27 protein-coding genes are annotated in these 26,869 nt (G+C 67.8%); 7 read left to right on the top strand and 20 right to left on the bottom strand.

What is annotated here, in order from left to right:
- Positions 1-174: 174 nt before the first annotated feature.
- Positions 175-1,047, top strand: coding sequence for a TIGR03619 family F420-dependent LLM class oxidoreductase (locus tag OG326_RS17055; protein WP_297612676.1), 873 nt, complete (start codon positions 175-177; stop codon positions 1,045-1,047).
- A 23-nt stretch (positions 1,048-1,070) separates the two neighbouring features.
- Here the strand turns inward: OG326_RS17055 and OG326_RS17050 are convergent, their stop codons facing one another.
- Positions 1,071-2,081 carry a malate dehydrogenase gene (locus OG326_RS17050; RefSeq protein ID WP_327145623.1) on the bottom strand — a complete coding sequence of 337 codons (1,011 nt, stop codon included), beginning with the start codon at positions 2,079-2,081 and terminating at the stop codon, positions 1,071-1,073.
- 239 nt (positions 2,082-2,320) lie between these two features.
- On the opposite strand from OG326_RS17050, the gene OG326_RS17045 reads away from it, so the two are divergent.
- A complete protein-coding gene (locus tag OG326_RS17045) occupies positions 2,321-3,091 on the top strand; it encodes a hypothetical protein (protein WP_327145622.1) in 771 nt (256 codons plus the stop codon).
- Between the two features lie 21 nt (positions 3,092-3,112).
- Here OG326_RS17045 and OG326_RS17040 read toward each other — a convergent pair whose 3' ends face one another.
- Both OG326_RS17040 and hisS read right to left on the bottom strand, forming a co-directional pair.
- A complete protein-coding gene (locus OG326_RS17040) occupies positions 3,113-3,760 on the bottom strand; it encodes a hypothetical protein (protein ID WP_327145621.1) in 648 nt (215 codons plus the stop codon).
- A 452-nt stretch (positions 3,761-4,212) separates the two neighbouring features.
- Positions 4,213-5,493: a histidine--tRNA ligase gene (gene hisS, locus OG326_RS17035; RefSeq protein WP_327145620.1), complete on the bottom strand. Its 1,281-nt coding sequence runs from the start codon at positions 5,491-5,493 to the stop codon at positions 4,213-4,215.
- 128 nt (positions 5,494-5,621) lie between these two features.
- On the opposite strand from hisS, the gene OG326_RS17030 reads away from it, so the two are divergent.
- Both OG326_RS17030 and OG326_RS17025 read left to right on the top strand, forming a co-directional pair.
- Positions 5,622-6,497: a peptidylprolyl isomerase gene (locus tag OG326_RS17030; RefSeq protein ID WP_327145619.1), complete on the top strand. Its 876-nt coding sequence runs from the start codon at positions 5,622-5,624 to the stop codon at positions 6,495-6,497.
- A gap of 407 nt (positions 6,498-6,904) precedes the next feature.
- On the top strand, positions 6,905-7,462 hold the full coding sequence (locus OG326_RS17025; protein WP_327145618.1) for a hypothetical protein: 558 nt from the start codon (positions 6,905-6,907) through the stop codon (positions 7,460-7,462).
- A gap of 77 nt (positions 7,463-7,539) precedes the next feature.
- On the opposite strand, the gene OG326_RS17020 is transcribed toward OG326_RS17025, so the two are convergent.
- The 13 genes from OG326_RS17020 to OG326_RS16960 all read right to left on the bottom strand — a co-directional run bounded on the left by OG326_RS17020 (position 7,540) and on the right by OG326_RS16960 (position 21,320).
- Complete coding sequence (locus tag OG326_RS17020) at positions 7,540-7,926, bottom strand: DUF4913 domain-containing protein (RefSeq protein ID WP_327145617.1); 387 nt, start codon at positions 7,924-7,926, stop codon at positions 7,540-7,542.
- Positions 7,923-9,782 (bottom strand): type IV secretory system conjugative DNA transfer family protein, encoded by a 1,860-nt coding sequence (locus OG326_RS17015; RefSeq protein WP_327145616.1) that lies wholly within the window; start codon positions 9,780-9,782, stop codon positions 7,923-7,925. Before OG326_RS17015 ends, OG326_RS17020 begins: the two co-directional genes overlap by 4 nt.
- A gap of 36 nt (positions 9,783-9,818) precedes the next feature.
- Positions 9,819-10,346, bottom strand: a complete 528-nt coding sequence (locus OG326_RS17010) for a hypothetical protein (RefSeq protein ID WP_327146506.1) — start codon at positions 10,344-10,346, stop codon at positions 9,819-9,821.
- Positions 10,347-10,501: 155 nt separating this feature from the next.
- Positions 10,502-10,810: a transposase gene (locus tag OG326_RS17005; RefSeq protein WP_327145615.1), complete on the bottom strand. Its 309-nt coding sequence runs from the start codon at positions 10,808-10,810 to the stop codon at positions 10,502-10,504.
- The gene (locus tag OG326_RS17000) at positions 10,807-14,517 is read right to left on the bottom strand and encodes a hypothetical protein (protein WP_327145614.1); all 3,711 of its coding nucleotides are present in this window, start codon (positions 14,515-14,517) and stop codon (positions 10,807-10,809) included. Before OG326_RS17000 ends, OG326_RS17005 begins: the two co-directional genes overlap by 4 nt.
- Positions 14,518-14,523: 6 nt before the next feature.
- Positions 14,524-16,014, bottom strand: coding sequence for an SCO6880 family protein (locus tag OG326_RS16995; RefSeq protein WP_327145613.1), 1,491 nt, complete (start codon positions 16,012-16,014; stop codon positions 14,524-14,526).
- On the bottom strand, positions 16,011-17,501 hold the full coding sequence (locus OG326_RS16990; protein WP_327145612.1) for a hypothetical protein: 1,491 nt from the start codon (positions 17,499-17,501) through the stop codon (positions 16,011-16,013). The genes OG326_RS16995 and OG326_RS16990 overlap by 4 nt, the downstream gene beginning before the upstream one ends.
- A 52-nt stretch (positions 17,502-17,553) precedes the next feature.
- Positions 17,554-18,378 (bottom strand): hypothetical protein, encoded by an 825-nt coding sequence (locus OG326_RS16985; protein WP_327145611.1) that lies wholly within the window; start codon positions 18,376-18,378, stop codon positions 17,554-17,556.
- Positions 18,379-18,447: 69 nt separating this feature from the next.
- On the bottom strand, positions 18,448-18,711 hold the full coding sequence (locus OG326_RS16980) for a hypothetical protein (protein WP_327145610.1): 264 nt from the start codon (positions 18,709-18,711) through the stop codon (positions 18,448-18,450).
- Positions 18,711-19,001 (bottom strand): hypothetical protein, encoded by a 291-nt coding sequence (locus OG326_RS16975; protein ID WP_297614170.1) that lies wholly within the window; start codon positions 18,999-19,001, stop codon positions 18,711-18,713. The genes OG326_RS16980 and OG326_RS16975 overlap by 1 nt, the downstream gene beginning before the upstream one ends.
- A gap of 94 nt (positions 19,002-19,095) precedes the next feature.
- Complete coding sequence (locus tag OG326_RS16970) at positions 19,096-19,749, bottom strand: DUF6668 family protein (protein ID WP_327145609.1); 654 nt, start codon at positions 19,747-19,749, stop codon at positions 19,096-19,098.
- On the bottom strand, positions 19,746-20,621 hold the full coding sequence (locus tag OG326_RS16965; protein WP_327145608.1) for a MinD/ParA family ATP-binding protein: 876 nt from the start codon (positions 20,619-20,621) through the stop codon (positions 19,746-19,748). The genes OG326_RS16970 and OG326_RS16965 overlap by 4 nt, the downstream gene beginning before the upstream one ends.
- A gap of 18 nt (positions 20,622-20,639) precedes the next feature.
- Complete coding sequence (locus tag OG326_RS16960; protein WP_327145607.1) at positions 20,640-21,320, bottom strand: hypothetical protein; 681 nt, start codon at positions 21,318-21,320, stop codon at positions 20,640-20,642.
- A 323-nt stretch (positions 21,321-21,643) separates the two neighbouring features.
- On the opposite strand from OG326_RS16960, the gene OG326_RS16955 reads away from it, so the two are divergent.
- On the top strand, positions 21,644-22,405 hold the full coding sequence (locus OG326_RS16955; protein WP_327145606.1) for a 3-hydroxyacyl-CoA dehydrogenase: 762 nt from the start codon (positions 21,644-21,646) through the stop codon (positions 22,403-22,405).
- 131 nt (positions 22,406-22,536) lie between these two features.
- Here the strand turns inward: OG326_RS16955 and OG326_RS16950 are convergent, their stop codons facing one another.
- Positions 22,537-23,514: a quinone oxidoreductase family protein gene (locus OG326_RS16950; RefSeq protein WP_327145605.1), complete on the bottom strand. Its 978-nt coding sequence runs from the start codon at positions 23,512-23,514 to the stop codon at positions 22,537-22,539.
- Positions 23,515-23,574: 60 nt separating this feature from the next.
- Here OG326_RS16950 and OG326_RS16945 point away from each other — a divergent pair, with 60 nt between their 5' ends.
- Positions 23,575-24,483, top strand: a complete 909-nt coding sequence (locus OG326_RS16945) for a dienelactone hydrolase family protein (RefSeq protein WP_327145604.1) — start codon at positions 23,575-23,577, stop codon at positions 24,481-24,483.
- A 69-nt stretch (positions 24,484-24,552) separates the two neighbouring features.
- Here the strand turns inward: OG326_RS16945 and ppnP are convergent, their stop codons facing one another.
- Both ppnP and OG326_RS16935 read right to left on the bottom strand, forming a co-directional pair.
- The gene (gene ppnP / locus OG326_RS16940) at positions 24,553-24,864 is read right to left on the bottom strand and encodes a pyrimidine/purine nucleoside phosphorylase (RefSeq protein WP_327145603.1); all 312 of its coding nucleotides are present in this window, start codon (positions 24,862-24,864) and stop codon (positions 24,553-24,555) included.
- A 46-nt stretch (positions 24,865-24,910) separates the two neighbouring features.
- Positions 24,911-25,339, bottom strand: coding sequence for a nuclear transport factor 2 family protein (locus OG326_RS16935; protein WP_327145602.1), 429 nt, complete (start codon positions 25,337-25,339; stop codon positions 24,911-24,913).
- A 44-nt stretch (positions 25,340-25,383) separates the two neighbouring features.
- Between OG326_RS16935 and OG326_RS16930 the strand changes: the two genes are divergently transcribed.
- Positions 25,384-25,887 carry a winged helix-turn-helix transcriptional regulator gene (locus OG326_RS16930; RefSeq protein WP_327145601.1) on the top strand — a complete coding sequence of 168 codons (504 nt, stop codon included), beginning with the start codon at positions 25,384-25,386 and terminating at the stop codon, positions 25,885-25,887.
- A 126-nt stretch (positions 25,888-26,013) separates the two neighbouring features.
- Here OG326_RS16930 and OG326_RS16925 read toward each other — a convergent pair whose 3' ends face one another.
- On the bottom strand, positions 26,014-26,826 hold the full coding sequence (locus tag OG326_RS16925) for a GNAT family N-acetyltransferase (RefSeq protein ID WP_327145600.1): 813 nt from the start codon (positions 26,824-26,826) through the stop codon (positions 26,014-26,016).
- Between the last annotated feature and the right edge of the window lie 43 nt (positions 26,827-26,869).

The following is a 26,869-nucleotide window of genomic DNA, read 5'->3' as shown; positions in this document are numbered from 1 at the left end:
CACGCGCGGCGGACACCGCGCTACAACAGATGCTGCACCTCAGCGACTTCGAGACTGATACAGCCGTTTCGCTCGGACCCATCGCCAATGCGCCCGTCGCGGGCTAACATCACGGCAAGAACTAGAATCTGTTCTAGTTTTGGCAGACTTGCTCACCGTCGAGAGGACGACCCGATGCGCTACACCTACGCGGAGGCGATGACCAACCCGGATTACTACATCCCCTTGGCCCAAGCGGCCGAGGCGGCCGGGTTCCACAGCATCACCATCGCGGACAGCATCGCCTATCCCGCGGAGTCGGACTCGAAGTATCCGTACACCCCGGACGGGAATCGTGAGTTCCTGGAGGGCAAGCCCTTCATCGAAACCTTCGTGCTGTCGGCGGCCATCGCCGCGGCCACCACCACGCTGCGACTGACCCCGTTCGTGCTGAAGCTGCCGATCCGCCCGCCGGTGCTGGTCGCCAAGCAGGCCAGTTCGCTTGCGCGCCTGAGCAATAACCGCTTCGCGCTGGGCGTGGGCATCAGCCCGTGGCCGGAGGACTTCGACATCATGGGCGTGCCGTTCGAGCGCCGCGGCAAGCGCCTGGACGAATGCATCGAGATCGTGAAGGGCCTGTCCACCGGCGAGTACTTCGAGTACCACGGCGAGTTCTACGACATCCAGAAGATCAAGATGACCCCCGCGCCCACCAAGCCGCTGCCGATTCTGGTCGGCGGGCACAGCGACGCCGCCCTGCGCCGCGCGGTGCGGCTGACCGACGGCTGGATGCACGCCGGCGGCAATGCCGAGGATCTCGACAAGTACCTGGCGCGCATCAACGAATTGCGCAGTGAGCGTGACAATCCCGGCGAATTCGAGATCCACGCCGTCTCCTACGACGCCTACACCCCGGACGGTGTGAAGCGCGTCGAGGAGAAGGGCATCACCGATGTGATCGTGGGCTTCCGCAACTCCTACGCCAAGGAGCACGATACGGAGACCCTCGAGGACAAGATCAAGAAGATCAACTGGTACGGCGAGAACGTCATCGCCAAGGTCAGCTGACCGCTCTTACCCGAAGACCCGGTTCAGGAACGTTTGGCGAAGCCGAGCTCGATGACCGCATCGCGCTCGGCCGCCAGCTCCTCGACACTGAGATCGATTCGGCCGCGCGAGAATTCGTCGATCTCGAGCCCCTGCACGATGCTGTACTCCCCCGCGGCGCAGGTGACCGGGAACGAGCTGATGAGCCCCTCCGGCACGCCGTAGGACCCGTCCGACGGCACCGCCATCGAAACCCATTCGCCCGGCGCGGTACCCAGCGCCCAGTCGTGGATGTGGTCGATAGCGGCACTGGCCGCGCTCGCCGCCGAGGAGGCCCCGCGCGCCTTGATGATGGCGGTGCCGCGCTGCTGCACGGTGGGGATGAAGTCGTGTTCCACCCACGGCTGATCATCGATCAGCTCGAGCGCGGCGCGGCCGCCGACGGTGGCATAGCTCAGATCCGGGTACTGGGTCGCCGAGTGATTGCCCCAGATGGCGACGCGGTGGATATCGGCCGCTGCCGCACCGGTTCTCTTGGCCACCTGCGCAATCGCGCGATTGTGGTCGAGGCGGGTGAGCGCGGTGAACCGCCCGGCGGGCACATCCGGCGCATTGTTCATGGCGATGAAGGCATTGGTATTGGCCGGGTTCCCGACCACCAGCACCTTGATATCCGCGGCCGCATTGGCATTGATGGCCGCGCCCTGATCGGTGAAGATCGGGCCGTTGGCGGCCAGTAGATCGGAGCGCTCCATATTCGCGGTGCGCGGCCGGGCGCCGACCAGCAGCGCGATATTCGCGCCGTCGAAGCCGACCCACGGATCATCGGAGATGTCGATGCCGGACAGCAGCGGGAAGGCGCCGTCCTCTAGCTCCATCGCCACACCCTCGAGCGAGGACACCGCAGCGGGAATCTCGAGCAGTCGCAACCGCACCGGGGTCTCGGGGCCGAGCAGCGCGCCGGAGGCGATGCGGAACAGCAGCCCGTAGGCGATCTGTCCGGCGGCGCCGGTCACGGTGACGGTCACAGGCGTCGACCGGGCGGCAGTGCTCACGACGAACTCCTAGCGATAGTCGGAATAACCACTTCGACCCTAACCGCGCTCACACCCGCCAGCACCCGCCGGTGCGGCCCTTCGTGAGGAAGTAGACACTCCGGCCGGAAGCGGTGACACCGGACGGCGGTGCACCCCGAAGCGCTCGCTGCGCATTCGGGTGACGCTCGTCGTATGCTGCCCGAAAGGCGGGCCGGGTGTCCCGATGTGCCTGCGAGTCACGAGGATTGGGGACATCGATGTCACCGGATTACCGCCGGCCGGACGATGTGTGGTCACAGGACACCGAGGTATTCGAGGTGATCTCCGATGACTACGAGCCGGGCCGCGCCGCGCCGCGCGCCGGTTCCGGTGCATCGCGGACGAGCCGCTACACGATCATCGGGCTGATTGCCGCACTGACCTGCGGGGTGCTCGTTCTCGGAGCGGTGCTCCTGCATCAGAAGTTCGCACCGAACAACTCCGGCGCCTCGGCCGCGCCGGCCCGAGCCACCACCGTGCCGGCGGCCCCGACGACAGTCGCGCGCACGACCACGGCGGCGCCGACGACCACCGAGGATTCGACCACCACCTCCCCCTCCACCACCACGACGACCCCGACCACGACGAGCGCCGCGGATATCGCCGTTCATCAGCAGTGCACGACGCCCGGACAAACCATTACGAAGGACAGCGGGGTCATTTTGACCTGCGATACCGCCGGGGACGGTGGATATGTGTGGCTCCAGGAGAGCACTCCCGTCGTCGGATCGCTGTGCAATACCAACGAAGCGGGGACGTTCCGGGCCGCGAACGACGGCTCGACGCTGCTGTGCGCCCCCGGCGGTGACGGACGGCTCTACCAGTGGAGACGCCCGGGCGTCTTGCCCGCCGTCAGCCCGGCGCCCGGGGCGAGATGCAGTGCTCAGCGGGACCACTACGCCAGGTCCGCCGGCGGTACAGCCATGTGGTGCCAGCCGGACGGTCACAATTCCGCCGCCACTACCGGGACGTGGCAGCCGGTGTCGTGACCGCCGGACCGCTCTCGGCGACTAGCGAGCCAGCTGGGCGATGTCCGCATCGGTGAGCACCACGGCGGAGACCTCGTCACGATCGCGGACCATGCGCACCGCCCGGTACAGCGGCCGCTCCTCGGCGACGGCGTCGCGGGCCTCGGCGCGCGACTGCAGCACCAGAATTTCCGAGACCGCCAGCGCGGCGGCCAGCGGGCAGTTGGCGAGGGCGTCGGCGAGCTTGCGCAATCCGAGAATATGCAGTTCCCGGCCGTCGCCGGAATCGGTGTACATGGCCAGCGGCACAATGCGGATATCGCGGCCGGCGGTGGCGCGCAACACGATTCGACTGAGCCGGCCCGGGCGCACGAGTATCTCGACCCCGACGGCCTGGGCCAGATCCAGCCGCCGCTCCCCCATCCAGGTGCGGGCGCGAATCACGGTGCCGGACAATCTGATCCGGCGCCGCTGCACCGTGATGGCGTACAGCGCCGTCGGCGCGCCGAGCACCACGCCGGTGGCGACGGCCAGCGGCCAGGTCACCATGAGCGCCAGCAGCAATCCCACCCCGACCCCGATCCCGATGGCGGACAGGGCAAGTCGGCGCAGCGAGGGCGCCAGCAATTCCGGCGCGATGAGATCGAGCCCGACCTCGGTATCGGGCCCGTAGTTCGATTGTTCAGTCACGGTTGCGCATTCGTCCGGTCGGAGGGTGCGCCGGTCGCCACGAAGCACCGCTCCCGCACACCGCCGGGACGCTACCAGCACTTCCCGCCTCCCCGAACCTTTTGGCCAGACTCTTCCCGCCTCCCCGAACCTTTTGGCCAGACTTAGGATTCGATGCAGTCGCGTTGGCGACCGGCGGTCAGGCGGTGGTTCAGTCAGCCCGTATCCGGGGAGTTACCCCGACCGGAACTGGATCAGTTGTCGCCTGGGGCGACGGAACTGGGGCGATGGACTCGAATCCGCCGAATTCGCACGAGGCAGACGGGTCCGGACGGCCGATCGGCCCCGGCGTCCTGCGCACGATTTCCCCTGCCGCGCACGGAATCTCCGGACATTTGGTGCGCGGCGAGCTATGTGCGCCCGGCAACCGCGACCCGGACAGCGGATTCGCTGCCGGGCCGCGGTTGGGTTCGTCAGGGCTGTTTGCCCGTGAGGGCGGCGGTCAGTTGTGCGACTGCTTCGTTCAGCGGGATCTGGCGCTGTTCGCCGGTGCTGAGGTCCTTCAGGCCGATTTCGCCCTCGGTGACCTCCCGGTCGCCCAGCACCAATGCGAAACGCGCACCGGACTTGTCGGCGGCCTTCATGGCCGACTTCATACCGCGCCCGCCGTAGGCGAGGTCGGTGCGAATGCCGGCGCCGCGCAGCTGCGCGGCGAGGGCCACCAGATGCTGCTTGGCGATATCGCCGAGCGGCACCCCGAAGACGTCGATGCGCGAGCCGTCGGTGGCGGACTTGCCCTCGGCCGCGAGGGCGAGCACGGTGCGGTCCACGCCGATGCCGAAGCCGATGCCCGAGAGCGCTTGCCCGCCGAGCTCGGCCATGAGCCCGTCGTAGCGGCCGCCGCCGCCGATGCCGGACTGCGCGCCCAGACCGTCGTGCACGAATTCGAAGGTCGTCTTCGTGTAGTAGTCCAGGCCGCGCACCATGCGCGGGTTGACCACGTACGGCACGCCGAGCGCGTCGAGGTAGCCCAGCACCAGGTCGAAGTGCGCCTTGGCGGATTCGGACAGGTGATCGATCATGAGCGGCGCGCTCGCCGTCATTTCCTTGACCTCGGGCCGCTTGTCGTCGAGCACGCGCAGCGGGTTGATCTCGGCGCGGCGGCGGGTCTCCTCATCGAGCGGCAGCTTGAAGAGGAACTCCTGCAACAGTTCCCGGTACTGCGGGCGGCAGGTCTCGTCGCCGAGCGAGGTGAGCTCGAGCCGGAAACCGTCCAGGCCCAGCGAGCGGAACCCGGTATCGGCAATGGCGATGACCTCGGCGTCCAGCGCCGGATCGTCCACACCGATGGCCTCCACACCGACCTGCTGCAGCTGCCGGTAGCGGCCCGCCTGTGGCCGTTCGTAGCGGAAGAACGGGCCCGCGTAGGCGAGCTTGACCGGCAGCGCCCCCCGGTCGAGACCGTGCTGGATGACCGCGCGCATGACACCGGCGGTGCCTTCGGGCCGCAGCGTGTAGCTCTCGCCCTTGCGGTCGGCGAAGGTCCACATCTCCTTGCTGACCACGTCGGTCGACTCGCCGACACCCCGCGTGAACAGGGCGGTGTCCTCGAAGATCGGCAGCTCGATGTGCCCGTACCCGGCCAGTCGCGCGGTATGAATCAGCCCGTCGCGCACGGCGACGAACTCCGCTGAGGTGGGCGGCAGGTAATCGGGGACCCCCTTCGGGGCACGGAAGCTGCTGGTCTCGGTCACGAGGTTCAGTTTTCCCCATCGTGCTCTCCCAAGTCCAACCGGTTAGTGTGCACCGGTTATAAGGGGTCGTCTCAGGAAGTGATGGCACACTCTTATGCCGGAAGCAACCGATACGGAGGGACTAGCTAGTGCCGAGCAATGAACAGCGACGCGCTGCAGCGAAACGGAAGCTGGAGCGTCAGGTCGCCAACCGGACCCAGCGGGCGCGCAAGCGCAAGCAACTGACCATCGCCGCCTCAGCGCTGGGCGTCGTGGTCGCGGTCGCGGCAGGTGTCGGCATCTACTTCCTGACGCGGGGTGATGACAGCACCAGCACCACCGCCGCCTCCGAAACCCCGGACGCCTCGCTCGCTTCGGCGGCGCCGCCCGCGGCGAAGGCCAAGCCCGCGACGGTGACCTGCGATTACCGTGTGGCACAGCAGCAGCCGTCGGATCGCCAGGTGAGCAAGCCCGGCACCGACAATATCTCCACGGCCGGCACCCCGAAGGCCGACCTGCAGACCAGCCAGGGCCCGATCGGCATCGCCCTGAACCCGGGCGAATCTCCTTGCACCGTCAACTCTTTCGAGAGTCTGGCCAAGCAGAAGTTCTTCGACAACACCAGCTGCCACCGGATGACCACCGGTAAGGGCCTGCAGGTGCTGCAGTGCGGCGATCCGACCGCCAGCGGTAAGGGCGGCCCGGGGTACGCCTTCGACAACGAGTACCCGACCGATCAGTACGACCCGAACGATCAGGCCGCGCAGACGCCGGTGAACTACAAGCGCGGCGTGATCGCCATGGCCAACGCCGGACCGGATCAGACCGGCCACGGCACCAATGGCAGCCAGTTCTTCCTGGTCTACGGCGACTCGCAGCTGCCGCCGCAGTACACCATCTTCGGCACCATCGACGACGCCGGACTGGCCACGCTCGACAAGGTCGCCAAGGCCGGTGTCACCGGCGGCGGCCAGGACGGCAAGCCCGCCACCGACGTAACCATCCAGTCGGTCCGAATCGACTGACCAACACGGCATTTCGGGCCCGGCATCGCGATGATGCCGGGCCCGTTCAGTTTCCGGCGAAACGTCCGAGATTCGGCCACCGAACCTCCTGTGTAAGGCTTTCCTAACCAAAGAAAATCCTGAGTTTCCCGCACGCTGCCGGAATTGTGCGATATATGCTGTATCGCGACGCGCGCGTGCGGCGGTATCTGAGTTTTCGCTGGTAATCTCGTAGAACGGAGTACGAAGCGGCGTAGTAAAGCCCACCGGGCCAACCCCATCGGGCCGCACCCCCCAACGCCACTCTCGCTCCCGGTGTCACGTTTGCAGGCGGGACTCAGCTATCCGAATCACCGTTCGTGTGGCGAGGTTCGTGACGAAGCACCACAATCATCCATAGTGATCACTGCAGCATCGGGGAGCAGGCAATGGCCGAGGAACTCGACGACATCGGCCGCGAAACCGCGGCGATGATGAGGCAAATGTTGCAGCTCGCGACGCTTGTCGCGCTGCGCACCCGGGAACGTGGCCAGAAGGAAGCGGAAGCCCGCGTCAAGGTCACCGAAGCCCGGCAGAAGGAAGGCCGTGAACGTCAGCTGCGCGAAGCCGCTGATGCGAAGGCCAAGGATCCGCGCAATGTCGAACTTGCGCGCATGATCGAAAAACCGCCGCTGGACAAGGGCGTATCACTCGAGAAGGATCGTTTCGCCGCACAGGCAGAGGCCGGCCGCATGGCCGCGACCCAGGCCGCCGCCGCGAACAAATCCCTCACGCGATACGACTCCGTCGAGCGCCGAACCGCTCTGGCCCAACATCTTTCCCGCATGGGTATCGCGCCCGAACTGGCCGCGGTGCGCATGCTGATGGAGGTCGGGCAGGCACAGTCGGCACAGGAAGCCGTGCGGGCCAAGGACCAGGAGGCCGCGGTGGCACAGCGCCGGGCCCGTGAGATGGAAGCCCGTGGGCGCGAACGCGTCCGCTCCTGACTTCCAGCCCCCCAGACGCGAAGGCGGCGGATCGCTCGAAAGACGATCCGCCACAACGCACTCCCGCACGATCCGGTTCACATGTGGAAATCACCCATGTTCGGATCGCTGAACAGCCCCTGCTGCGGTGATTTCAGCGGCAACGGCGTCAGCATGTCCTTGTGCCCATTGCGCACGCTGCAGTACTTGAACGGCCCCTTCGGGTCGAACAGCTTCGCCATATGCGGATCGGCGTGATCCAGGAACCACACGCTCAGACCGGTTTTGCCGTCCTTGCGGAAGTGCTCCCACGCCCGCCACATGGCATCGAGCCGCGCGACCGCCTCCGCGTGCTTCCACCATTCCGGGCACCACACGGTGTCGCTGATATCGGTGACCTGCCGCCGGTACACCAGGCTCAGATAGTTCTCCACGAACTCGACCACGCTCGCGTAGACCATGGGTGTTTCCTGCTGTTCGTTCACAGCGGCCGGACCTCCTCAATCTGCCCGGCGTCGTACGCCGGCTCGGCCTTGATAAGCGAGGGTCCGCCGATCAGATCAGCGATCTCGGTCTTGCGACGCGGTGACGGATCATGGTTGGTGATCGACTTCTTCACCTCGTCGGCATATTCACCCTCCCACCACGGCACGGTGCGCACCAGCACCGCCGGCGCGCCGGAGGAGAAGACGATGGCGCGGCCGCGCGGCAGCGTGGCCAGACCGTGCACATTGAAGGTGCGCGAGGAGCCGAGCGACCGCGAATAGCTCTTGCCGCCAGAGGATTCCGAGACCGACGAGGACACGCTGTCGTAATCGCCGATGGCCTCGGAGCGCTCCTGCAGGAACTTGGTGTCGTCCACGCCGCTGCCGAGCACCTTGACATTGGCGGCGGCCCACAGCGCCTCCATACCGTCCACACCCCAGCAGCGCGCGCCCTGGGCCCAGGACTGCAGCACCGTCATGACCACGATGCCGCGCGAGCCGAAATGGCTGTACTGCTTCGGAAGATCCTTCCAGCGCACCACATTCGCGGCCTCGTCGAGCACCGCGAGCAGCGGGATCTCCAGCCGGCCGCCGTGCGAGCGCGACGCCTCCCGCATGGCGATATCGATGACCGCCTCGGTGAGCGCGCTGACCAGCGGCGCCGCCGAACCGCGACCCTCGAGCGAGAGGCAGTACAGGGTGCCGTTGTCGCGAATGAAGGCCAGTTCGTCGAACTGCTGACCACCGAATTCCCGGGAGATCCAGCGGTGCACATTGGACATGCGCAGACAGCCGACCATCTTCTTGGCGGTGCCGAAAACACCACTGCGCGTGCGATCGTCGACGTTGTACTGCTGTGCGAGACCGGAGGCGACGAAGTGGAAGCGCCCGGAGCGGCGCAGCAGTTCGATCGGTTCGGTATCGAGCGGGTTGGTGACCCAGTCCCAGATCTGCGTGATCGGCCGTTCGTCCACCGCCGCCGCCAGGAACAGTCCGCCGAGCAGATCCTCGGCCTCCTGATCGAAATAGCTGTCGGTGGAGGTGGTGACCGAGCCGGACATATCGGAGGCGTCGGCGAAGTGCCCGGCCAGCCGCGCGGCCCGCACCTCACATCCGGGATTGTGCGCATCGACCCAGGCCAGCGGGTCCCAGAACCAGTTGTGCGCCCGGTCATCGGAATTCATCGGATCGCCCGCGATGTCCTGCGGATCGAAGATGAAGATCGGGCTGCCCTTGCTGTCGCGCACATCACGGGTGGCGTCCACGACATCGCGCTTGTTCGAGGTGACCACCACCGGCCCGATGGCGGCCAGGATCGCCGGAATCACGCGGGAGGTCGTCTTGCCCTGCCGCGGACCCCAGATATCGATGTGCAGATCCTCGTAGGAGCCGTACAGCATGCAGTTGTCGGCGACCGACATGCCGATGGGCACGCCCGGAATATCGTTGCGGCCCAAGCGCATACCGAGCTGATCGGCCTTGGCGCGCACACCGGCCTCGGTGAGCGCGCTGATGGCGCCGCCGTTGCCCATATGCTCGGCCTTGTCGTCCACCGGTAGTCGCCCGACGGCCGCGCGGGTCTTCATTCTCTTCTTCATGAAGACGTAGGCGGCCGCGGCCGCGATCACCAGCACCACGAACACGGTGGAGAGCATCGGCCAGTGCAGAGTGCCCTTGCCCAGCGCGATCGCGAGGGCGATCGGATTGATCGGAATGGTTTGTCTGGGAGAAGACAGCAGGTTACCCAGTTGCATTGACAGCCACAGCGTTCCGAGGATCGCGCCCGCCGCGTAGATCAAATGCAGGGTGGTGTCCGGCCCGGGATCGGCCGGGTCCTTCACCGGTTTCTTCGCCATCTCTAGCCTCCTGGATGACCTGTATCTCGTTGCTGCTCAGCGGAATTCGTCAAGCAGCCAGCTGCCGCTGGTGCGTACCACGGTGGCGACGACCGTACTGCCCGGTAGCGGCTCACGCCGGGAGTCCGGATAGACGACCGTCTGCTCTATACCGATCTTGTACTGCTGCCGATTCGGATCCGCGCCCGGCGGAGCCGTCTCACCCGAGGCGAATACGAATGCCTCGACGTGTGCCCCGGCCTTGCCCCAATCGGCCCACTGCAGCGTCGCCTTCGGCGTCTCGGCGCTCGTGGGTGGTGTGTCCAGTGTACGGATCAGCGTGGGACCCAGCCATTTCCGCGCCCGCGCCAGCGCGGCCGATTGCGATTCGGTAGCCGGATACCACGTGAATATCTCCCGCAGCGCCGCCACCGCCACCCCGTCCGGAGTGGTGGGGTCGGGTGTCGGAGCGCTCTGCAGCAGACGGGTGGTGGACGTGGGCGGCTGCAGCTGACTCGGACCCGAGCTGCTCCCGCCGCCACTGCCGCACGCGGACACCAGCATTGCGACGCCTACCACCAGCATCACCACCCGGTTCGCGTGTTGGCCATTCCCGAGGACGGACCGCACCGACCTCCAGGCTAGTCCCTGAGGTCGGCCGCCGGGCGATACCGGCGGGTTTGCCGAGTCGGCGTGTCCGCACTCGCGACACGCGGTGATATGCCCTGTTCGGCACGCGGTCATATGCCCCGCTTGGCATCGTGCAGGGTCTCCACCAGGCTGCGATTCATCTCCGCGGCGGCGGCCAGCTGCTGCTGCAGCAGTGCCACCTTGCGCCGCAGGGCGATCGCGTCCATGCGCTCCAGGCCCGGGCTCTCCGCGGCGCGGACCCAGTTGCGCACCGAATTGGTGTGCACGCCGATCTGTTCGGCGACCGCCCGGCAGGCCTCGGACTCGGACCGCAATTTGCCGGTGAGCGCGATGACCGATTCGACCGCGGCCTGTCTGACCTCGGGCGAGACTCTGCGATAAGACCGATGCGGCATCATGCGGCACTCCCGTCGTCGGTGCCGCGGCGGGCGGTGGATTCGGTGAATTCGCTGAAACGCTGGTTGGTGTCGTGGATTCCGCTCTCCTTCTCGGAGGGCGTGAACTCCATCTGGAACGGGATGCCGGGGCGGCGGTCCTCACCGATCTTGAGCAGGAACTTGCCCGTACCCGGTGCGGGTGGCCGATGCTGGCCCGGTTTGAGCGCCTCGCCGGTGAGGGCCTGCGGCGCAGACCAACTGGTCACCATGTCCTCCTCGGCGGAGGTGAACGGGACGGTGGAATCCAGGCGGGCGATCTCCTCGGCCGGCAGCGCGCCGAAGATCTTGGCGCGCGCGCGTTCCAGGAAGCCGAGCGCCTTGGAGATGGCGGCCTCCGAGCCGAGGGACTGCAAATCCTTGATGGTGTGGCTGATCATGATGAGCGAGGTGGCGATACCGCGCTGCAGACGGGTCAGCTCGTCCACCCGGTCGACCATGAAGTCGCCCAGGCCGAGCACCTGCCACAGCTCGTCCATGACCACCTGGAAGTAGCGCTGCGGCCCCAGATCGGCATCGGCGAGCACGTGCGCGGCCTCCACCGAGGCGAAACCGTCGGCCCAGCAGGCCAGCATGACCGCGGCCTTGAGCTTCTTGTCGCCGCTGGGGATATGCGAGACGTCGATGCAGACCGCGGTGGCGGTGGTATCGATGGGAGTGGTGGTCTGCCCGTTGAAGACCGCGCCGAACGGACCCTGGGTGAGCGCGCGCAGCGAACGGCGCAGGCCCTTGATGGCGTTCTGGTATTCCTCGGCATTGTCGGCGCCGGCGTCGAGTTGCATCTCCTCACCGCCGGTGATGATCACGGTGAGCAGGTCCTCGATGATGGGCGGCTGATCCGGGGTGAACTTGCTGCCTGTCCGGTAGAGGATGGTCAGCGCGGTCGAGATGAGGGTCTCCTCGTAATCGCGTACGCGCGCACCGCGAACCAGCTCCACCAGACCCGCGACCAGCGTGGTCTGGCGGGCCCGCAGCTCCTGCATCACCTGTATCTGCAGTTCGGGCAGGTGATCGAGCTTCGGCACGATGGAGCCGAGCACACCGGCGGCGAGCGGGTTGAGCTTGCCGTGGCCGTAACCCAGATCGATGACCTGGCCGTCGACCAGCTCCACCAGCTTGCGGTAGTCGGGCTTGACGTCGGCGAGGATGAGCGGGGTGATGCCCTGCGCCACACCGCCGAGCACAATGCGGCGCACCAGCGAGGATTTGCCGAAACCATTGAGGCCCAGGACGAAAAGGCTGGGCGCGGTGATGAAGCTGCCGCGCATGAACCAGTTCATCGGGTCGAAGCAGACCGGTGCACCGGTGTGCAGATGAGACCCCAGCGGCGTGCCGATGAGGGGCGCGCCCGCGCCCACCGACCACGGCCACAGGCCCGCGACCTGCGCGGTGGTGGCGCGGTATTCGACCGGACGGCCGATCACGTTCATCCGCCCGCCGCCCGCGCCGATATAGCCGCGGTCGGTCAGTTGTGCTGTGGTGCGGTCGAATTCGTCGACGCTGCCGTATTCCATGCGTTCCGCGCGGGCCGCGAAATTGCGGCGGCGCAGATCATCGGTATGCAGGCGGAAGGTGGCCCAGGCGGCACGCAGGCCGTTCTGTTCGCGCGCCACCACCTCCAGCTTCGCGCGCGCGGCATCGTCGAGCAGCTTGGGACCGGACTGCTTCTTCTTGGCCGCGGCCCGGCGCTTGGCCGCAGCGGATTTCGCGGCCTTGGACTGAGCGGCCTTATCGCTCTTGGTCTTCCGCGCGGCGGTGCGCTTCTGCTCGTCGGTGGCGGGCCGCTCCGGGCGGGTGCGCGCCTGCCGGCCGCGCTCCGGACGATCGGCCGATTCACCCTCGGGGCGGGGCCGGCGCGGACGCGCGGGCGTCCCGGTGCGGCCGCCCAGATGCACACGATCGGCATCGGTGGGCCTGGGGCGGCCCTCGGCGCCGCTGGGGCGCTGCGCTTCCCGGGCTTCACCGCGTGCCGCATCCGGCGGCCGCGGCGTCTCCGGCCCGTCGGTGCGCCGCGGATCTCCCTCGGGGCGGCGCGGATCGCGGCCTGCGGCGCGCTCCCTGCCGTCGGCGCGCGGCGCATGTCTGCCGTCGGCACGCTCGCGTCCCTCGGCACGCGGTGCATGCCTGCCTTCGCCGTGCTGACCCTCACGTTCCGCGCCCGGCGCCCGGCGACGTTCCCGGCCCGGCGCGTCAGGGCCGCGTTCACGCCCCCGACCTTCGAGATCGGCGGTGCGGCGGCCTTCGCGTTCGGAGCCGTGCTCACCACGCCGCTCACCCTCGGCGCGGCGGCCTTCGGGTTCGCCCGCCTGCCGTATCCGGCGCTCGCGCGTGGCCGGTTCCCCGACTCGCGCTATGTCACTCCCCGGCGGCACCTCACCCGGGACGACCTCCGGACCGCGCGGACGCCGCGGCCTGGCCTCGGCGCCCGCCTCCGGCCGCTCCGCCACTCGATCCCGCACCGGCCCAGGCGATTCCAGCGCAGGCGGAACTACATCGGCCACGGCATCGACGCCGCGAGTACCTTCCCCATCCATGCGCTCCCCCTCGACTCGATCCGAATCACGCGGGCGCGCACCTTCGGTCACCACACGGCGCGCACGTTCCCGCGCCGACTGTTCCGAGCCGCTGAGACCTTCTGTACTTACCGCCGAATCCCCCGCCACCGCAGCAGCTTCCGCTCCCACCGTGGCTGACGGCGCACCCTCACCCGCACGCCTGGATCCCTCGCCGGCCGCCGCCCTCCGGGCCACCCGATCGACATCGCCAGTTCCGGCGCTGTCCGGGACCCCGATATCCGAGCCCGGATCACCTGTGCGCGGCCCCTTTTCGGACGTCCCGGCCCGAGAATCCGAGCCCGCCAGGTCCGCCCGCGGCTCACGACCGGAAGTCGCTGCTGCCGACCGCCGTTCACGGTCCACGCCAACGCGATCATCCCGATCCGGGGACTGCGCCAGACCCTGCGTTTCCCTGCCGGAGGTCGCTGCCGCCGACCGTCGCTCACGGTCCACGCCAACGCGATCATCCCGATCCGAGGACTGCGCCAGACCCTGCGTTTCCCTGCCGGGGGTCGCTGCTGCGGACCGTCGCTCACGGTCCACGCCAGCACGATCGTCCCGATCCGGGGACTGCGCCAGAGCCTGCGTTTCCCTGCCGGAGGTCGCTGCCGCCGACCGTCGCTCACGGTCCGCGGCGGCGCGAGTGTCCCGGTCCGGGGACTGCGGGTCACGGCCGGAAACGTCTGCGGTGGACCGTGATTCGCGCTCCGGCGAGGCCGTCGGGGCGTGGTCGGAATGCACCGGAGTCGCCTCGACCGTCTGGGGTGCGGAGGCGCGGAGGGCATCGTAGGAGGAGCGCTCGCGGTCCGGAGGGTCCAGTTCCAGGGGCGCGGCGGGGATCTGCGCGTCCGAATCGGCGTCCTGCGATTCGGGGGGCGGGCCGAGCTGGATGGGCGCGTCGGGGTCCGGGAGTGGGTCGCGGCGGAGCAGGCGGCGGTCGGGCAGGGTGCCGCGGCGCGGGCGGTGCTCGTCGCGGGCCACCCGGCTCGCCGGGTAGGCCTGTTCCGGATCGGTGAGCCCGCGCTCGGGCTCATCCGGCACCGCCTCGCGACGGGCAGCACGACGGGCGGGAACGGCATCGCGTTCCCGCACCGGTGGTTCGAAGTCACGTGCCATGAACGGTCACCCCGCAAGTGCTTTCGGAATCGTCGCGTGTTCCGGCAGGATCACCCCGCAGCCGAGCGAGGCTGCGAAGGCGGCCGCCTGGTAGCGGTAGCACCGCCGGATTTTCAGCCGCGCCTGTGTGGACAGGTCGCGGGTGATGGCTTCGATGCGCGGCAGATCGCCGCGCAGGGGTTCGGTAATGGTCACCAATGCCCCGAAGCGGGTCACACCGTGACCCCTGGCCTGTTCTTCTCGGGCCTGCTGGGTGGCGCCGACCCGGATGGATGCGGCGGCCGAGACGACACCGCGCTCGCTCTGCTGAGCGACGAGCGCGTTCTTGAAGTCGTCATCGACGATCTGGGCGGCATCGCCGGCCGAATGCGGCCGGAAGACGATGGCGATACGTTTGCGCGGCACTTCGGGATTCGGCGCGAGCAGGCGCTGCAGCACGCGCTCGTCGACGGCGCCCTCGGGAGCGGTATCCATCTCCCAGGTGACCGAGCGACCGCCGTCGTGAATGAAGTGGTCCCAGCGCTCCTCGTGCGATACCGGCCCGGCGTCGGCCCAATCCAGGCCGTGCCCACCGGGTTCGCCCGAGGCGACCTCGAGGTCGGCCTGCGAGGCCGGATCGTAACTGCGCCGAATATAGGAGATGACCTCATCGGCCGACATGGGCTGGCAGCGCACACCCGCCTCCGACAGCGCCGCGCAGATGCCCGGCAGCCGGCGGCCGATCTCGACCGCCTCCTCCGCCGGGTTCTTGCGGCGTTCGGCGGTGGTGGCCTTGAAGGTGATGGCCACGCGCGGGAGCAATTGCACTCGCTCCTGCGGCAATTCGGTCGCCAGTTCGTACATGACCTGCTGCGCCAGCTCCGGCGCCTCGGGCCGGGTGATGGCGGAAACCTCGGTGAGCAAACGGTTTCCGGTCTCGGGCACGGTATCGATCACCGGTACCACGGCCACGATGTCGGAGGTCTGCCCGAGCGAGGCCAGGAAGGTGCCCCAGGCCGACACCCAGCGATCGATCACCGGCTGGTCGACGGCCTCGTGGCCCTGCGGCCAGGCGCGCAGAACGACTGTGTACTGGCCGAACTGGGGTAGGTGGATCATGCCGAAGCTGTAACCGCCGGCGTCGATGCCCTCGTACAGGCGCGACGGAGCCATCAGGCCCGGCAGCCGGGTCACACCGCCCGGAATCCGGGAGAATCGGCCACCGCGGTAGACGTGTTCGCCCTTGCCGCGGCCCCGCAACCAATGGAACATCATCAATCCGTTCTCGTAGCCGGAGCGGCCCCCCGTCCGCCACACCAGTGGAGTCATCACGATCAGGCCGAGTCCGGCGACGAACAGCGCCGGTTTCGGGCCGGCGATCATCGCCGTCAGCAGACCGGTGATCACGACCGCGAACCCGACCACGGTCTCACCCCAGCGCAGGCCGAAAAGTCCTGCGCTGCGCGGCTTCTGCCACAGTCCGTACGAGCGGCGCTCGTAGGTGTCGGTCATGGTCATCGCGGAATGGTGCTCCTGCCGAGATCGGGGGAACGGTTGGCCCAGCGGTCGCCGGCCAGATCACCCGCGGTCGCATCGGCCCGATTCAGGCCCGCGGTCGCCGCACGCACCTGAGCGACTCGATTCGCTGCCGCCCGTGTCGCGCCTGACGGTACTGCGGCCGATCCACCGGAAGCCGCAGGACTCGCGGCAGCACCGCCTCCGCCGCCACCGCCGCCCGGCGCCGGGGACGGACGCGGACCTCCGCCGCCTCCCCCGCCACCGCCGCCGCGACCGGCGATACCGCCCGGCGGTCGCGGACCGCGGCCCGGACCGACGAATCCGGCGGATCCCGGTCCGGCCATGGCACGCGCGCCGACGGCCCGGCTGCCGACCGCACCGATGGCGGCCACACCGACCAGGGTGCCGGTGGTCGCGGTCAGACCGGAACCACCGCTACCCACGATGGCCACGGCCGGGGTAGCCAGGCGCATGAGGGCGGGCAGCACGAATGCGGCACTGCACAGCAGCACGATCGCGACCAGCATCCGCTGGGCCTGATCGGAATCCGGCAGGGCTGCCGCGCTGGACAGATCGTCCACATGCCCGGCGGTGGTGAAGGCGATCATGTAGACGATCGCGGCCACCGGTTTGTACAGCATGAAGGCGATGATCCAGCTGATCAGCTTCGGATAGGACTGCCTGCCGGTCGCGGTGCCCGAGGCCGCCGCCGCCAGGGGCAGCACACCGGCCGCGACCACCAGCAGACCCTGGCGCACGATGGCCAGAATGATCTGCGCGAGTGCGCCCAGCAGGCCCACGATCGCGATGATCAGCACCAGACCGGGCGAGAATGCCTGCAGCTTCGAGGTTTTCACCATGAGCTCGGCAATGTTCTTGGCCTGGCCGTCGGTGGCGTCATTGATCACCCACTCGGAGAACTTGTCCGAGGCCTGGGTGCCCGCCACGATGACCGCGCCCAGCATCCAGGAGCTGAACACCACGCGGGCGAACATTCTGAACGATTCCGCCGCCTCACTGACGGCGGCGCCGCGTCTGGCTTCGGCGAGTTTCGCGCCGGACAGGATCACCGACACCATGAGCAGAAGTATCTGCACTTGATAGGTGTAGTCGTTGATCTTGGTGAATAGTGCGCCGGAATCACTGATCCGATCGTTGGGCACCTTCATCCAGAAGGTCAGCGCCAGGATCAGCGCCTCGCCCAGACCGTTCATCAGCGAGTCCACCACCTTGCCGAAGGTGGAGTCCCACGCCTTGTCGCGCACGGCCGCGGCCGCGTCGGTCGGGTGGGTGGCGACATTGCCGGCCTTACAGGCGGCCGAGGCCGCGTCACCGAGGCTCACCCCGGGGATGCCGAGACCGTCGAGCGAATCGTGTAAGTCGTTGCACGCCTGGTCGAACCCGTAGGTCTGTCCGTACGCCACCGTCGGCGTAGCGATCATGACGGTGAACACGACCGCGAAGATCGTGAGAATGCGCCTCACCATATGGTCCACCCCTCGAAGGGTCGCAGGGCCACTTCATTCACCATTCGTTCCGTTACCACCGGGTCCACCCCGCAAGGGAATCCACGTACTCGGTCTGCGAGGTCTTGGAGGTCGACGGCTTGAGCCGCCAATCCCCGGCATCCCACACCATGATCAGCCGTACCGCTGCCCACAGCTGTCTGCTGTCGACGACCGGGCCGCGCGCCGCGAGACGCACGATCGCCATATCGTCGGCATAGTTCTCGACCTGGAAGGCGTCGGACGCCACCAGGTATCGGGTTACCTTCTCCGGCTGCTGTTTCGGCAGCCGCTGATCGGCCAGGGCCTGGTCGTACGCGGTCACCTGCTGCGCCGAGACCCGCACCTGCCGCACATAGAGCTCGCGATCGGCGGGACGGGCATTGAGCCGGTAGGTGATCTGCGCGGCGGCCAGCACCGCGCCCTGCGGCGTGTGCGAATACCCCACCGCCAGACCGTCTTCCAGACGCGTCGGGCCGTCGGAGGTGGAGAACGGCACCGAGGCGCCGTAGACCCGCTGCCAGCCGTCCGGATCGACGGTGCCCGCCGGGGCGGCGGTCAGCCAGTCCTGATCCGAGGGCTTGTGCTGCTTGCGCACATCCTGCGGAAGCGGCTGCCCGGCAACATTGTTGGGGATATCGACGCGGCGGCCGAACAGATCCACCTCGGGCGCCGCGAAGCCGGTCGCGCCCGCATCGGAGACCGCCGGCGCCGTGCCGTCGGGTTTCGTCGCGGAGGGGCTGTCGTCACGCCCGATGTAGACCACGACGCCCACGACGATGATCAGGATCACCACGGCCGCCGAGGCAATGACGCCGAACGAGATGCGGTCGCGCTCGGGCGACTCCTTCTCGTTCATGACGACGCCTCCGAAGTTTTTATGTCACTGGACATTTCAGTGCTGGACAATGTGTGCGGACCGAATCCTCTATGCAGGCAGCAACGCCAGCGCGATACCGCTGGCCGAACTCGCCATGATGGCGCCCAGCAGGCTCATCACCACCCCGTGCGTCGCTTCGTTGGCGGCCAGATCGCCGCGGAAGTGGTACCACAGCTTGCCGGCGGACAGGATCATCCAGGCCAGGCAGAACAGCAGCACACACCAGAGCAGCCAGTCGATCAGCTGCATCATCGGCCGAAGGACATCGGCGGGCATCTGCTTGTATGCCAGTACGGCAACCGCGGCGGACATTAGGTGATCACAGCATTCATGATGGTGCCCGCACTGGTCGCGATGATTCCACCGATCATGGCTCCCGCCACCATCTTCGGCGACTCCAAACCGCCTCCTGACCACTTCTCCCAGGCGAATCTGCCGCCCGCGTAGGTGATACCCATGATTCCCGACAACAGCACGAACCAGGTGAAGTAACGGACCAGCTTCAGCAATTTGTCCGACGCGGGCGGAGCCTCGGGGGTCGGATTGCCGACCTGGGCGAGGACCTGCGTGTACGCGTCGTGTACGACGAGGATCATGCTCATTGTCTGTCCTTTTCCAAATACGAACCGCTAGTGACAATCTCCCCTTGGATTAGGGAACCTCTTCGGGCACAACGCATTCCAACAGTCACAATGATCACTCGTCCGCTTCCGGGGCGTCCGGGCGGGGGGCATCGAGCGCGTCCTGCGCCGCCGCCACGATGTCCGAGCCCAGCTCCCAGATGTCGGAGGTAATCTCCTGCAGCGCATCGGTTTTCCGCTTGCGCTGATTCGGGACCGGATCCGCGGGCGACCAGACCGGCAGCTGATCGGGCTCGACCAGCGTCCACTCCTCGTGCCACGGCACCTGCCACACCTGACCGGCCAGCGAACCGACCACATCGCGATAGCGGCGGATCTCCACCGGAATACGGCCCGGCCGCGCCGCCACCGTCACCAGGCCCAGCACCTCACACGGCCCGGCCAGGCCGGCGTGATGCTGGCGCAGCAGATCGTGGGCGCGGGTCAGGCCGGAGATGGTCTCGCGAGCGACCAGCACGACGAACGGGGATTCGCGATCGAAGACTCCGGGCCAGCGGCGATACGAATCCGCCGCCGGCGCAAGCAGATGCGCGAGGGTGCTGGCCCCGGCGCCGCCGTGCACACCGAGCAGCCACACCAGTGGCGCGCGGCCGCCGCCGGGTACGGGACGGTCCCAAATCGGTGCGCGGCGGGCTTCCGGGGGTGGCACCACACCTGCCGCCATTGCGGTTTCGGGGGAGGGTCGACGTTCCTTCATGGCTGCGGTCATGATGCCACCCCGGCAAGCAGGCGGCGATATGCCCGGCGTGTCTCGTTAGCCAGATCTCCGTGCCGCACAAGCTCACCGCGGGCGAGGTGGGGGTCGTAGGGCACTTCGCGAATATCGCCGACCCAGCCGTCGAGATGTTCCCGCAAATGGTCAGCGACTCGAGAATCACCGCCCGGCAACTGATGTGAGACAACAATCGTGGTATCTCCGACGATTCCGTCACCCTGCCCCTCGCCGGGGCCGCCGAACTGATCGTCGAGCCACTCCAGCGTCACCCGCAACCGGTTGGCGGCATCGGCGCGAGCCGGAATCGACAGCACCAGAGCGATATCCCCGTCTTCGAGCAGCGGGCGCAGGTGCCGGCTGGCGATGGGGCTGCCGCCGTCGTAGACCGGCGCGTAACCGGAGTCGTCGATCGCGCGCGCCACCGTGAGATAGGTGGCGCGGCGGCGCAGCGGGGCCGGATCGCGCCACAGCAGGCCGATGCCGGAGGTCGCCCGCGAGAGGCACTCCTTGAGCGGCGCGGCCTCGTCGTCACCGCGGCCGTAGAGCCACGCCTGCAGACTGATCGGGCTCAAATGCTCGTCAGCGCCCCGCAATGCGAGATCGCTGCCCGCGAAAGTGGCGTCCACGGCTACCGTTTGCGCGCCGGCGGCGCCGATCTCACCCGCGATGCCCAGAGCCGTCGTGGTGGCGCCCGCGCCACCGCAGCCACCCACCACCAGAATCGGGCGCTGCGCCGGACCGGCCTCGCCGGAATCGCCGCGGCGCTTACGCAAGCGCACTACCGGAGCCTTGGAACGCGCGGCACGGCCTGACGATTCGCCCTCTTCGGGCACCTCGTCGAGCCAGCGGCTCCAGTCCTGATCCATCGTTCTCAGCTCTCCCTCTTATCCAGCCGGAATGCCTGCGGCGGGGATATGGTCGCCGATCGCCACGGTCGCCGTCATTTCGTTGTACGCCGCCGGGAGGTCACTCGGACCGGAACGGGGGTCCGTTCCGAGTGTGCCGATGGATTGCGAAGTGCCACTGTGTGAGTTGAGCACATAGAGAGCAACTCCTCCGGCAGCAGCCAGCAACAGGATGGCAACAATCAGGAAAGCGAGCGCGAAAGCCCGTCGGCGCCTGTATCGATCGGGCAGGACGGGCACCGCGCGTGTCTTGGCGGAGGCGTCCGTGTCCACGGCGTCCAGCAGTGCCGAGGCCACATCCGGTCGTGACCCATCATCCTCGCTATCGCCCGGAAATTCCACGACGGTGGAACCGCGATAGCGCAGTTTCGGTGTGTAGGAAGCGGACTCGTGATCGGTCATCCAATCGGACCAGGCGCCGCTGAAGTGCGTGCGGCGCAAGACCGATTCCGGAACCGGGGGGAAATCGAGATCGGGCTCATCGTCCCGGATGTAGTGCGGAAAACGGGCCGGGCCGTCATCGCTCGTGAGCGGCTCGCCGAAAGCCGTCTCGCCGTGCGCATCTGCGGACCCGGGCGCCGCACCCTCGGCCGCCGCGCCCTGCGGGGCGGGTTCCAGTGCGGGATACCAGCGCGAGAGTTTTTTGTACGACTTCAACATTGCTCGGTTATCCGTGGAGCCAGGCGCGTCGTGCTGCATCGTCGGACCCTCTCGGCGGTCGGTCGTGACGGACGGTCGGTGTCGCAGGACGGCCCGCCGTCACCGCGCCGCCGGTTGCGTCGCAGTCAAGACGGTCCCGATCAGAAATTATTTCGCATGTGCAGGATTCCAGCGACTCGACGCGCCGGAAGGCACTCCTTGTATTCCCCGCGCGTACGCGATAGCAGGCCCGTCAGCGGCCTGTGCACACCACGCCGGGGACCCGCTCTCACGTACCGCCACACAAGAATCTACATTCACAAGACACGCTATTTGGAGGTTTTGTGAAGACAGCAGACATCGCCGCGGTCGTAACCGGCGGCGCGTCCGGACTCGGCCTGGCCACTGTGCGCGAACTGCACTCGGCCGGAGTGAAGGTCGTGATCATCGACCTGCCCTCGTCCGACGGCAAGGCGGTGGCCGAGGAACTCGGTGAGCGCGTGGTGTTCTCGCCCGGCGACGTGACCAGCGAAGAGGACGTCACCGCCGCGCTGGATGCCGCCTCGGCCCTGGGCACGCTGCGAATTGCCGTGAACTGCGCGGGAATCGGCAATGCCATCAAGACGGTCGGCAAGCAGGGCGCGTTCCCGCTCGACTCGTTCAAGAAGATCATCAATGTCAACCTGATCGGGACGTTCAACGTCATCCGCCTGGCCGCCGAACGCATCTCGGCGAGCGAGGAGGCCGACGGCGAGCGCGGCGTCATCGTGAACACCGCCTCGGTGGCCGCGTACGACGGGCAGATCGGTCAAGCCGCCTACTCAGCCTCCAAGGGCGGCATTGTGGGCTTGACGCTTCCGGTCGCTCGCGACCTGGCGCCGCTGAAGATTCGCGTCATGACGATCGCCCCGGGCCTGTTCCACACGCCCCTGTTCGCCACCCTGCCCGATTCGGCCATTGCCGCGCTGGGCGCACAGGTTCCGCATCCGGCCCGTCTCGGCGATCCGGCCGAATTCGCCGCGCTGGTGCGCCACATCGTGGAGAACCCGATGCTGAACGGCGAGACCATTCGTCTCGACGGCGCGATCCGCATGGCCCCGCGCTAAAGAATCTGGCCCCGCGCTAAAGAACCGCCCGTGTGACATATCCGACAGCGGAGACCGGCCGAAAGTTGTTCACTCTCGGCCGGTTTCGGCTCGTTGCAGCCAGAACGCTTGCGGCACGGCCGCTTCGGGGCTCAGCCCTCGAGGGAGAGGATGAGCTTGCCCGTCGAGGTGCGGCTCTCCATCAGACGATGGGCCTCGGCGACCTCGCCGAGCGGGAACTCGGCCGTGATCGGCAGATCGACCTGACCGCTGGTGACCAATTCGAAGGCGCGCGAAGCGATTTCGCGCAGCACCTCCGGTTCGTTGGCCGTCAGGCTGAGGATCGAGAATCCGGCGACCGAGCGGCCCCGCGGGTAGAGCTGGGGCGAGCCGACCTGCCAGGCGGATTCACCGCCCGCATTGCCGAACGAGACCAGCCGGCCGAACAACGCCAGCGCGTCCAGTCCGCGCTGCAGGGTCTGCCCGCCCACCGGATCCAGCACCAGATCGACGCCGCGACCACCGGTGGCTTCGCGGACTTGATCGTCGAAGGTGTCGCTCAGGAACGCATCGTCATAACCGAGCTTGCGGGCGTAATCCGCCTTGGCCGCACTGGAAACCACGCCGTACACCGCACCGGCGCCGGCCAGCTTGGCCACCTGCCCGGCCACCGTGCCGACACCGCCCGCGGCGGCCTGCACCAGCACGGTCTCCCCCGGCTGCAACCGGCCGACCGTATGCACGAGGGCATAGGCGGTCGGCAGTACCGTGGGAAGTGTGGCGGCAGTACGCAAATCGACGCCCTCGGGCACCGGGAACACCGTCGCGGCCTTGGCGAGGGCCACCTCCGCGTACGCACCGCCCTCGGTGATGGCGGCGACCGGCTGGCCGACGGTCAAGCCCTCGACACCCGCGCCGACGGCTCGCACATGACCGGACAGCTCCAGTCCCGGGACGAACGGCAACCCTGCCACCCGATAGCCGATCGACCTGGCCTGCAGATCCGCGAAATTCACCCCGACATACGCGACATCGATGCTCACTTCGCCCGCACCCGGCTCCGGCAACTCGAGCTCCACCAGCCGCAAAACCTCCGGCCCGCCGAACTCATCGAAACGCACACCACGCATACCGAAGCATAACGACGCCATCTGTTTTGCATTCCCGGCTCTGGGCCTAGGCTGTCCGGCATGACGCCGCTGCAGCGCTATATCGCAGAGGAAATCGCCACCGACCATGTCGAGGGCCTGCTCAGCCGCCGTGAGGCGCTGCGCCGGCTGGGCATGCTCGGACTGGGCGCACCGGCCGCTGTCACGCTGCTGGCCGCCTGTGCCGACAAGGCCGGCGATTCCCCCACTCCCCCAACCACATCGACGTCGGCAGCAGCAGTGCCGACCACACCGCCCGGGTCGAGCACCGCACTGCCGACCAGCCCGATCACCTTCCCCGGGCCGGACGGCCGCACCCTGCAGGCCGCCTGGGCGGCCGCGGCGCAACCGCGCGGCGGAGTGCTGGTCATCCACGAGAACCGCGGGCTCACCGACCACATCCGCTCCATCGCAGGCCGTTTCGCGGGAATCGGATACAACGCGCTCGCGGTCGACCTGCTCTCGGAGGAGGGCGGCACCGCCAGCTTCAGCGAGGAGGCGGCGGCCACCGCGGCCCTGGGCAAACTCCCGCAGGAACGCTTCATCGCCGATCTGCAGGCGGGTGTCGCCGAACTCGCGCAGCGCACACCGGGAAAGAAGCTGGGCGCCACCGGTTTCTGCTTCGGCGGCGGTCTCACCTGGCTGCTCCTGACCACCGGCACCCCGCAGCTGGCGGCCGCCACCCCCTTCTACGGTCCGTTCCCCGACGGCGGCGAGATCGTCACCAAGGCCGCGGTCCTGGCCATCTACGGCGCCCTCGACAGCCGTGTCGACGCCTCCCGCCCCGCCGCGGAGGCCGCCTTGAACAAAATCGGGGCAGAGCACGACTTCTTCGTGGCCCCCAATGCCGACCACGCGTTCTTCAACGACACCGGCCCGCGCTACGCCCCCGCCGCGGCCGCCGAAGCCTGGCAGCGCGTGACCGACTGGTACGCCCGCTACCTGGTCTGAGCGAGACACACCGACACAAAGACGCCCGCGTGATCCGATCCGGATGACGCGGGCGTTGTGCGCGATGACTCAGCCGAAGTGGCAGACGTAATGCACCGGCTCGATGACCTCGATCTGGAACGAGCTGTCCCCCGGCACCGAGAACGTCTCCCCGCCGCGGTACACCACGGTCTCCTCGGCGCCGGCGAGCGTCACCTTGCACTCCCCCTCGAGCAGCTCCATGATCTCCGGCGCGCCGGTGGTGAACGTCAGCGTGGCCGGGAGAATGACACCGACCGACTTGTTCGTACCATCCGCCAACACAATGTTGTGGCTGACGCACTTGCCGTCGAAGTAGACATTCGCCTTCTTCGTGACACTGACATTCTCGAACGCGGTCATGAACTCTCCTGGTAGTGGCGCGGAAGAGGTCAGCCTACTAGAAGGCTCAGGGCGTGCTCAGCGCCGACTTCTGCCTGCGCAGTGCCGCGTCGAGGGCGAGGGTGTCTTCCAGCACGAGATCGTCGGTCAGGCGACCCCAGCGCAGGGTGAGCCACTGAATCGCAGTATTGCGGTAGGGCGTCCCGTCGGCGAGCGTGGCGCTGGCCCGCAGTTGCGCCGCGACAGTGGTACGCCAGGGCCAGCCGTTCGCGACGACGTCCACGAGATCGAGCCGAACACCGGGCAGTTCCCGCTCGAACCGGTCGAACCAATCCCGAAACGCCTGCCGCCCACGCACATCCGCACCCAGCGGCGTATCGCCGAGGAAGCGGAACCGGACATCCGGCGCAGTCATCGCCACCGCCGCATCGAAATCACCCGCGCCCACGCGCCGCCACGTTCTCCGAACCAGGGCCCGCACAATTGCGTGATACATATAATGACGTTAACCTGCTGACTTGCTTCTAGCAAGGGACTGATATGGCAAGAACGGACTTCAGCCGCATCGCATGCTCGATCGCCCGATCGGCCGCGATCGTCGGTGACGGCTGGGCACTGCTCGTAGTACGGGACATCACCCTGGGGCTGCACCGCTTCGACGAGATCCAGCGCGACCTCGGCGTGGCCACCAATGTGCTGAGCGACAGATTGCAGCGACTGACCGAGTTCGGGGTCCTGGAAAAGCGCCGCTACGAACAACATCCGGACCGCCACGAATACCTGCTCACCGACAAGGGCCGAGACCTCGTCCCCGCCCTGCTCGCCCTGATGGCATGGGGCGACCGCTGGGAATCAGGTCAGCACGGACCACCCCTGGTCCTGCACCACAACGAATGTCACCACACCACGGACGCCACGGTGACCTGCCGCCGATGCGGACAGGACCTGACCGCTGATTCCGTGGAATACCGCCCCGGCCCTGGCGGCCGGAACGCCCCGGGCACCGCATTGATCGGCGGCCTACTGGCCGATCCCCCGCACTAGCACCCTTGCGGCCGACTTCTACAGCGCCGCAAGCACTCCGACGAAAAGGCCGGACATCACGACCAGCCAGAGTGCCGTGGAGTTCCAGCACCCGGGCCCGGCGGCGTAACGCCGAATCGAGACGACTCACCCGGCAGTACGTGGCGCCTTGGGGATCCAGACGTACGGAGTTGTGGTGGTGATGGCGGTGAAGCCCCAGCGCTGGAGGATGGGGCGGCTGTCTTCGGTGGCGTCGACGTGGAGGTAGCGGATGCCGCGGGTGGTGGCGATGCGGGCGCGGTGGGCTACCAGGGCTCGGTAGATGCCTCGGCGGCGCCAGGCGGGGAGGGTGGAACCGCCCCAGAGGCCTGCGAATTCGGTTTCGGGTTCGATCTCCAGGCGGGCTGCGGAGACCATTCGGCCGGCGGCTTCCGCGACCACTACGACGGTCCGGGCCGGATCACTGTGGAGCTGGTCGATCAGGGCGGGGGCCAGCCAGCTGCGGTCCTCCTGCCATATCTCCGAGGACAATTCGGCGAGGCGGTGCAGATCGGCGTCGGTGTGGACCTCGCGGAGGGTGATGCCGTCGGGGGCCGGGGCGTCCAGGACGGGCAGTTCGGAGGCGACGCCGATCAGGACGGTCTCGCGCTCCTCCGCTACGAAACCCGCGGACAGGAGTCGCTGTGGGATGTCACCCGGCAGGTCGTGGGCGCGGGTCTTCCACTCCACGGCCTCGCCCCTGGCTGCGAAGAAACTCCGCTGCCGGGCGATCATTGCGTCCAGCGCCCGGCCGCAGAGTCCGAGATCCCGTGGGCCGCTGATGAAACCGCGCTGCGCGAGTCCGGCCACCCGATAGATGGGCCCGTCCCGCTCCACCCGGGCGCCGGGTGGCAGATTCCTGATCTCCGCTGCTCGCAGCTGGTCGTCGTAGGCAGCAAGAAGCGATGCGATGTCGGCCACCGGGCCACGCTAGTGCGCACCCACCGCGAACGCAGCTGATTTT

Source organism: Nocardia sp. NBC_01327 (genome assembly GCF_035958815.1).
Classification (GTDB): domain Bacteria; phylum Actinomycetota; class Actinomycetes; order Mycobacteriales; family Mycobacteriaceae; genus Nocardia.
The sequence above is the reverse complement of the archived record's forward strand: the minus strand, read 5'-3'. Positions and strand labels throughout refer to the sequence as shown.

Excerpts from the sequence above, each read along its gene's own strand:
- OG326_RS17055 (WP_297612676.1), top strand. The coding sequence starts at position 175 with ATGCGCTACACCTACGCGGAGGCGATGACCAACCCGGATTACTACATC.
- OG326_RS17045 (WP_327145622.1), top strand. The coding sequence starts at position 2,321 with ATGTCACCGGATTACCGCCGGCCGGACGATGTGTGGTCACAGGACACC.
- OG326_RS17025 (WP_327145618.1), top strand. The coding sequence starts at position 6,905 with ATGGCCGAGGAACTCGACGACATCGGCCGCGAAACCGCGGCGATGATG.
- OG326_RS17015 (WP_327145616.1), bottom strand. The coding sequence starts at position 9,782 with ATGGCGAAGAAACCGGTGAAGGACCCGGCCGATCCCGGGCCGGACACC.
- OG326_RS17010 (WP_327146506.1), bottom strand. The coding sequence starts at position 10,346 with ATGCTGGTGGTAGGCGTCGCAATGCTGGTGTCCGCGTGCGGCAGTGGC.
- OG326_RS17005 (WP_327145615.1), bottom strand. The coding sequence starts at position 10,810 with ATGATGCCGCATCGGTCTTATCGCAGAGTCTCGCCCGAGGTCAGACAG.
- OG326_RS17000 (WP_327145614.1), bottom strand. The coding sequence starts at position 14,517 with ATGGCACGTGACTTCGAACCACCGGTGCGGGAACGCGATGCCGTTCCC.
- OG326_RS16995 (WP_327145613.1), bottom strand. The coding sequence starts at position 16,014 with ATGACCATGACCGACACCTACGAGCGCCGCTCGTACGGACTGTGGCAG.
- OG326_RS16990 (WP_327145612.1), bottom strand. The coding sequence starts at position 17,501 with ATGGTGAGGCGCATTCTCACGATCTTCGCGGTCGTGTTCACCGTCATG.
- OG326_RS16985 (WP_327145611.1), bottom strand. The coding sequence starts at position 18,378 with ATGAACGAGAAGGAGTCGCCCGAGCGCGACCGCATCTCGTTCGGCGTC.
- OG326_RS16980 (WP_327145610.1), bottom strand. The coding sequence starts at position 18,711 with ATGTCCGCCGCGGTTGCCGTACTGGCATACAAGCAGATGCCCGCCGAT.
- OG326_RS16975 (WP_297614170.1), bottom strand. The coding sequence starts at position 19,001 with ATGAGCATGATCCTCGTCGTACACGACGCGTACACGCAGGTCCTCGCC.
- OG326_RS16970 (WP_327145609.1), bottom strand. The coding sequence starts at position 19,749 with ATGACCGCAGCCATGAAGGAACGTCGACCCTCCCCCGAAACCGCAATG.
- OG326_RS16965 (WP_327145608.1), bottom strand. The coding sequence starts at position 20,621 with ATGGATCAGGACTGGAGCCGCTGGCTCGACGAGGTGCCCGAAGAGGGC.
- OG326_RS16960 (WP_327145607.1), bottom strand. The coding sequence starts at position 21,320 with ATGTTGAAGTCGTACAAAAAACTCTCGCGCTGGTATCCCGCACTGGAA.
- OG326_RS16950 (WP_327145605.1), bottom strand. The coding sequence starts at position 23,514 with ATGCGTGGTGTGCGTTTCGATGAGTTCGGCGGGCCGGAGGTTTTGCGG.
- OG326_RS16945 (WP_327145604.1), top strand. The coding sequence starts at position 23,575 with ATGACGCCGCTGCAGCGCTATATCGCAGAGGAAATCGCCACCGACCAT.
- ppnP (WP_327145603.1), bottom strand. The coding sequence starts at position 24,864 with ATGACCGCGTTCGAGAATGTCAGTGTCACGAAGAAGGCGAATGTCTAC.
- OG326_RS16935 (WP_327145602.1), bottom strand. The coding sequence starts at position 25,339 with ATGTATCACGCAATTGTGCGGGCCCTGGTTCGGAGAACGTGGCGGCGC.
- OG326_RS16930 (WP_327145601.1), top strand. The coding sequence starts at position 25,384 with ATGGCAAGAACGGACTTCAGCCGCATCGCATGCTCGATCGCCCGATCG.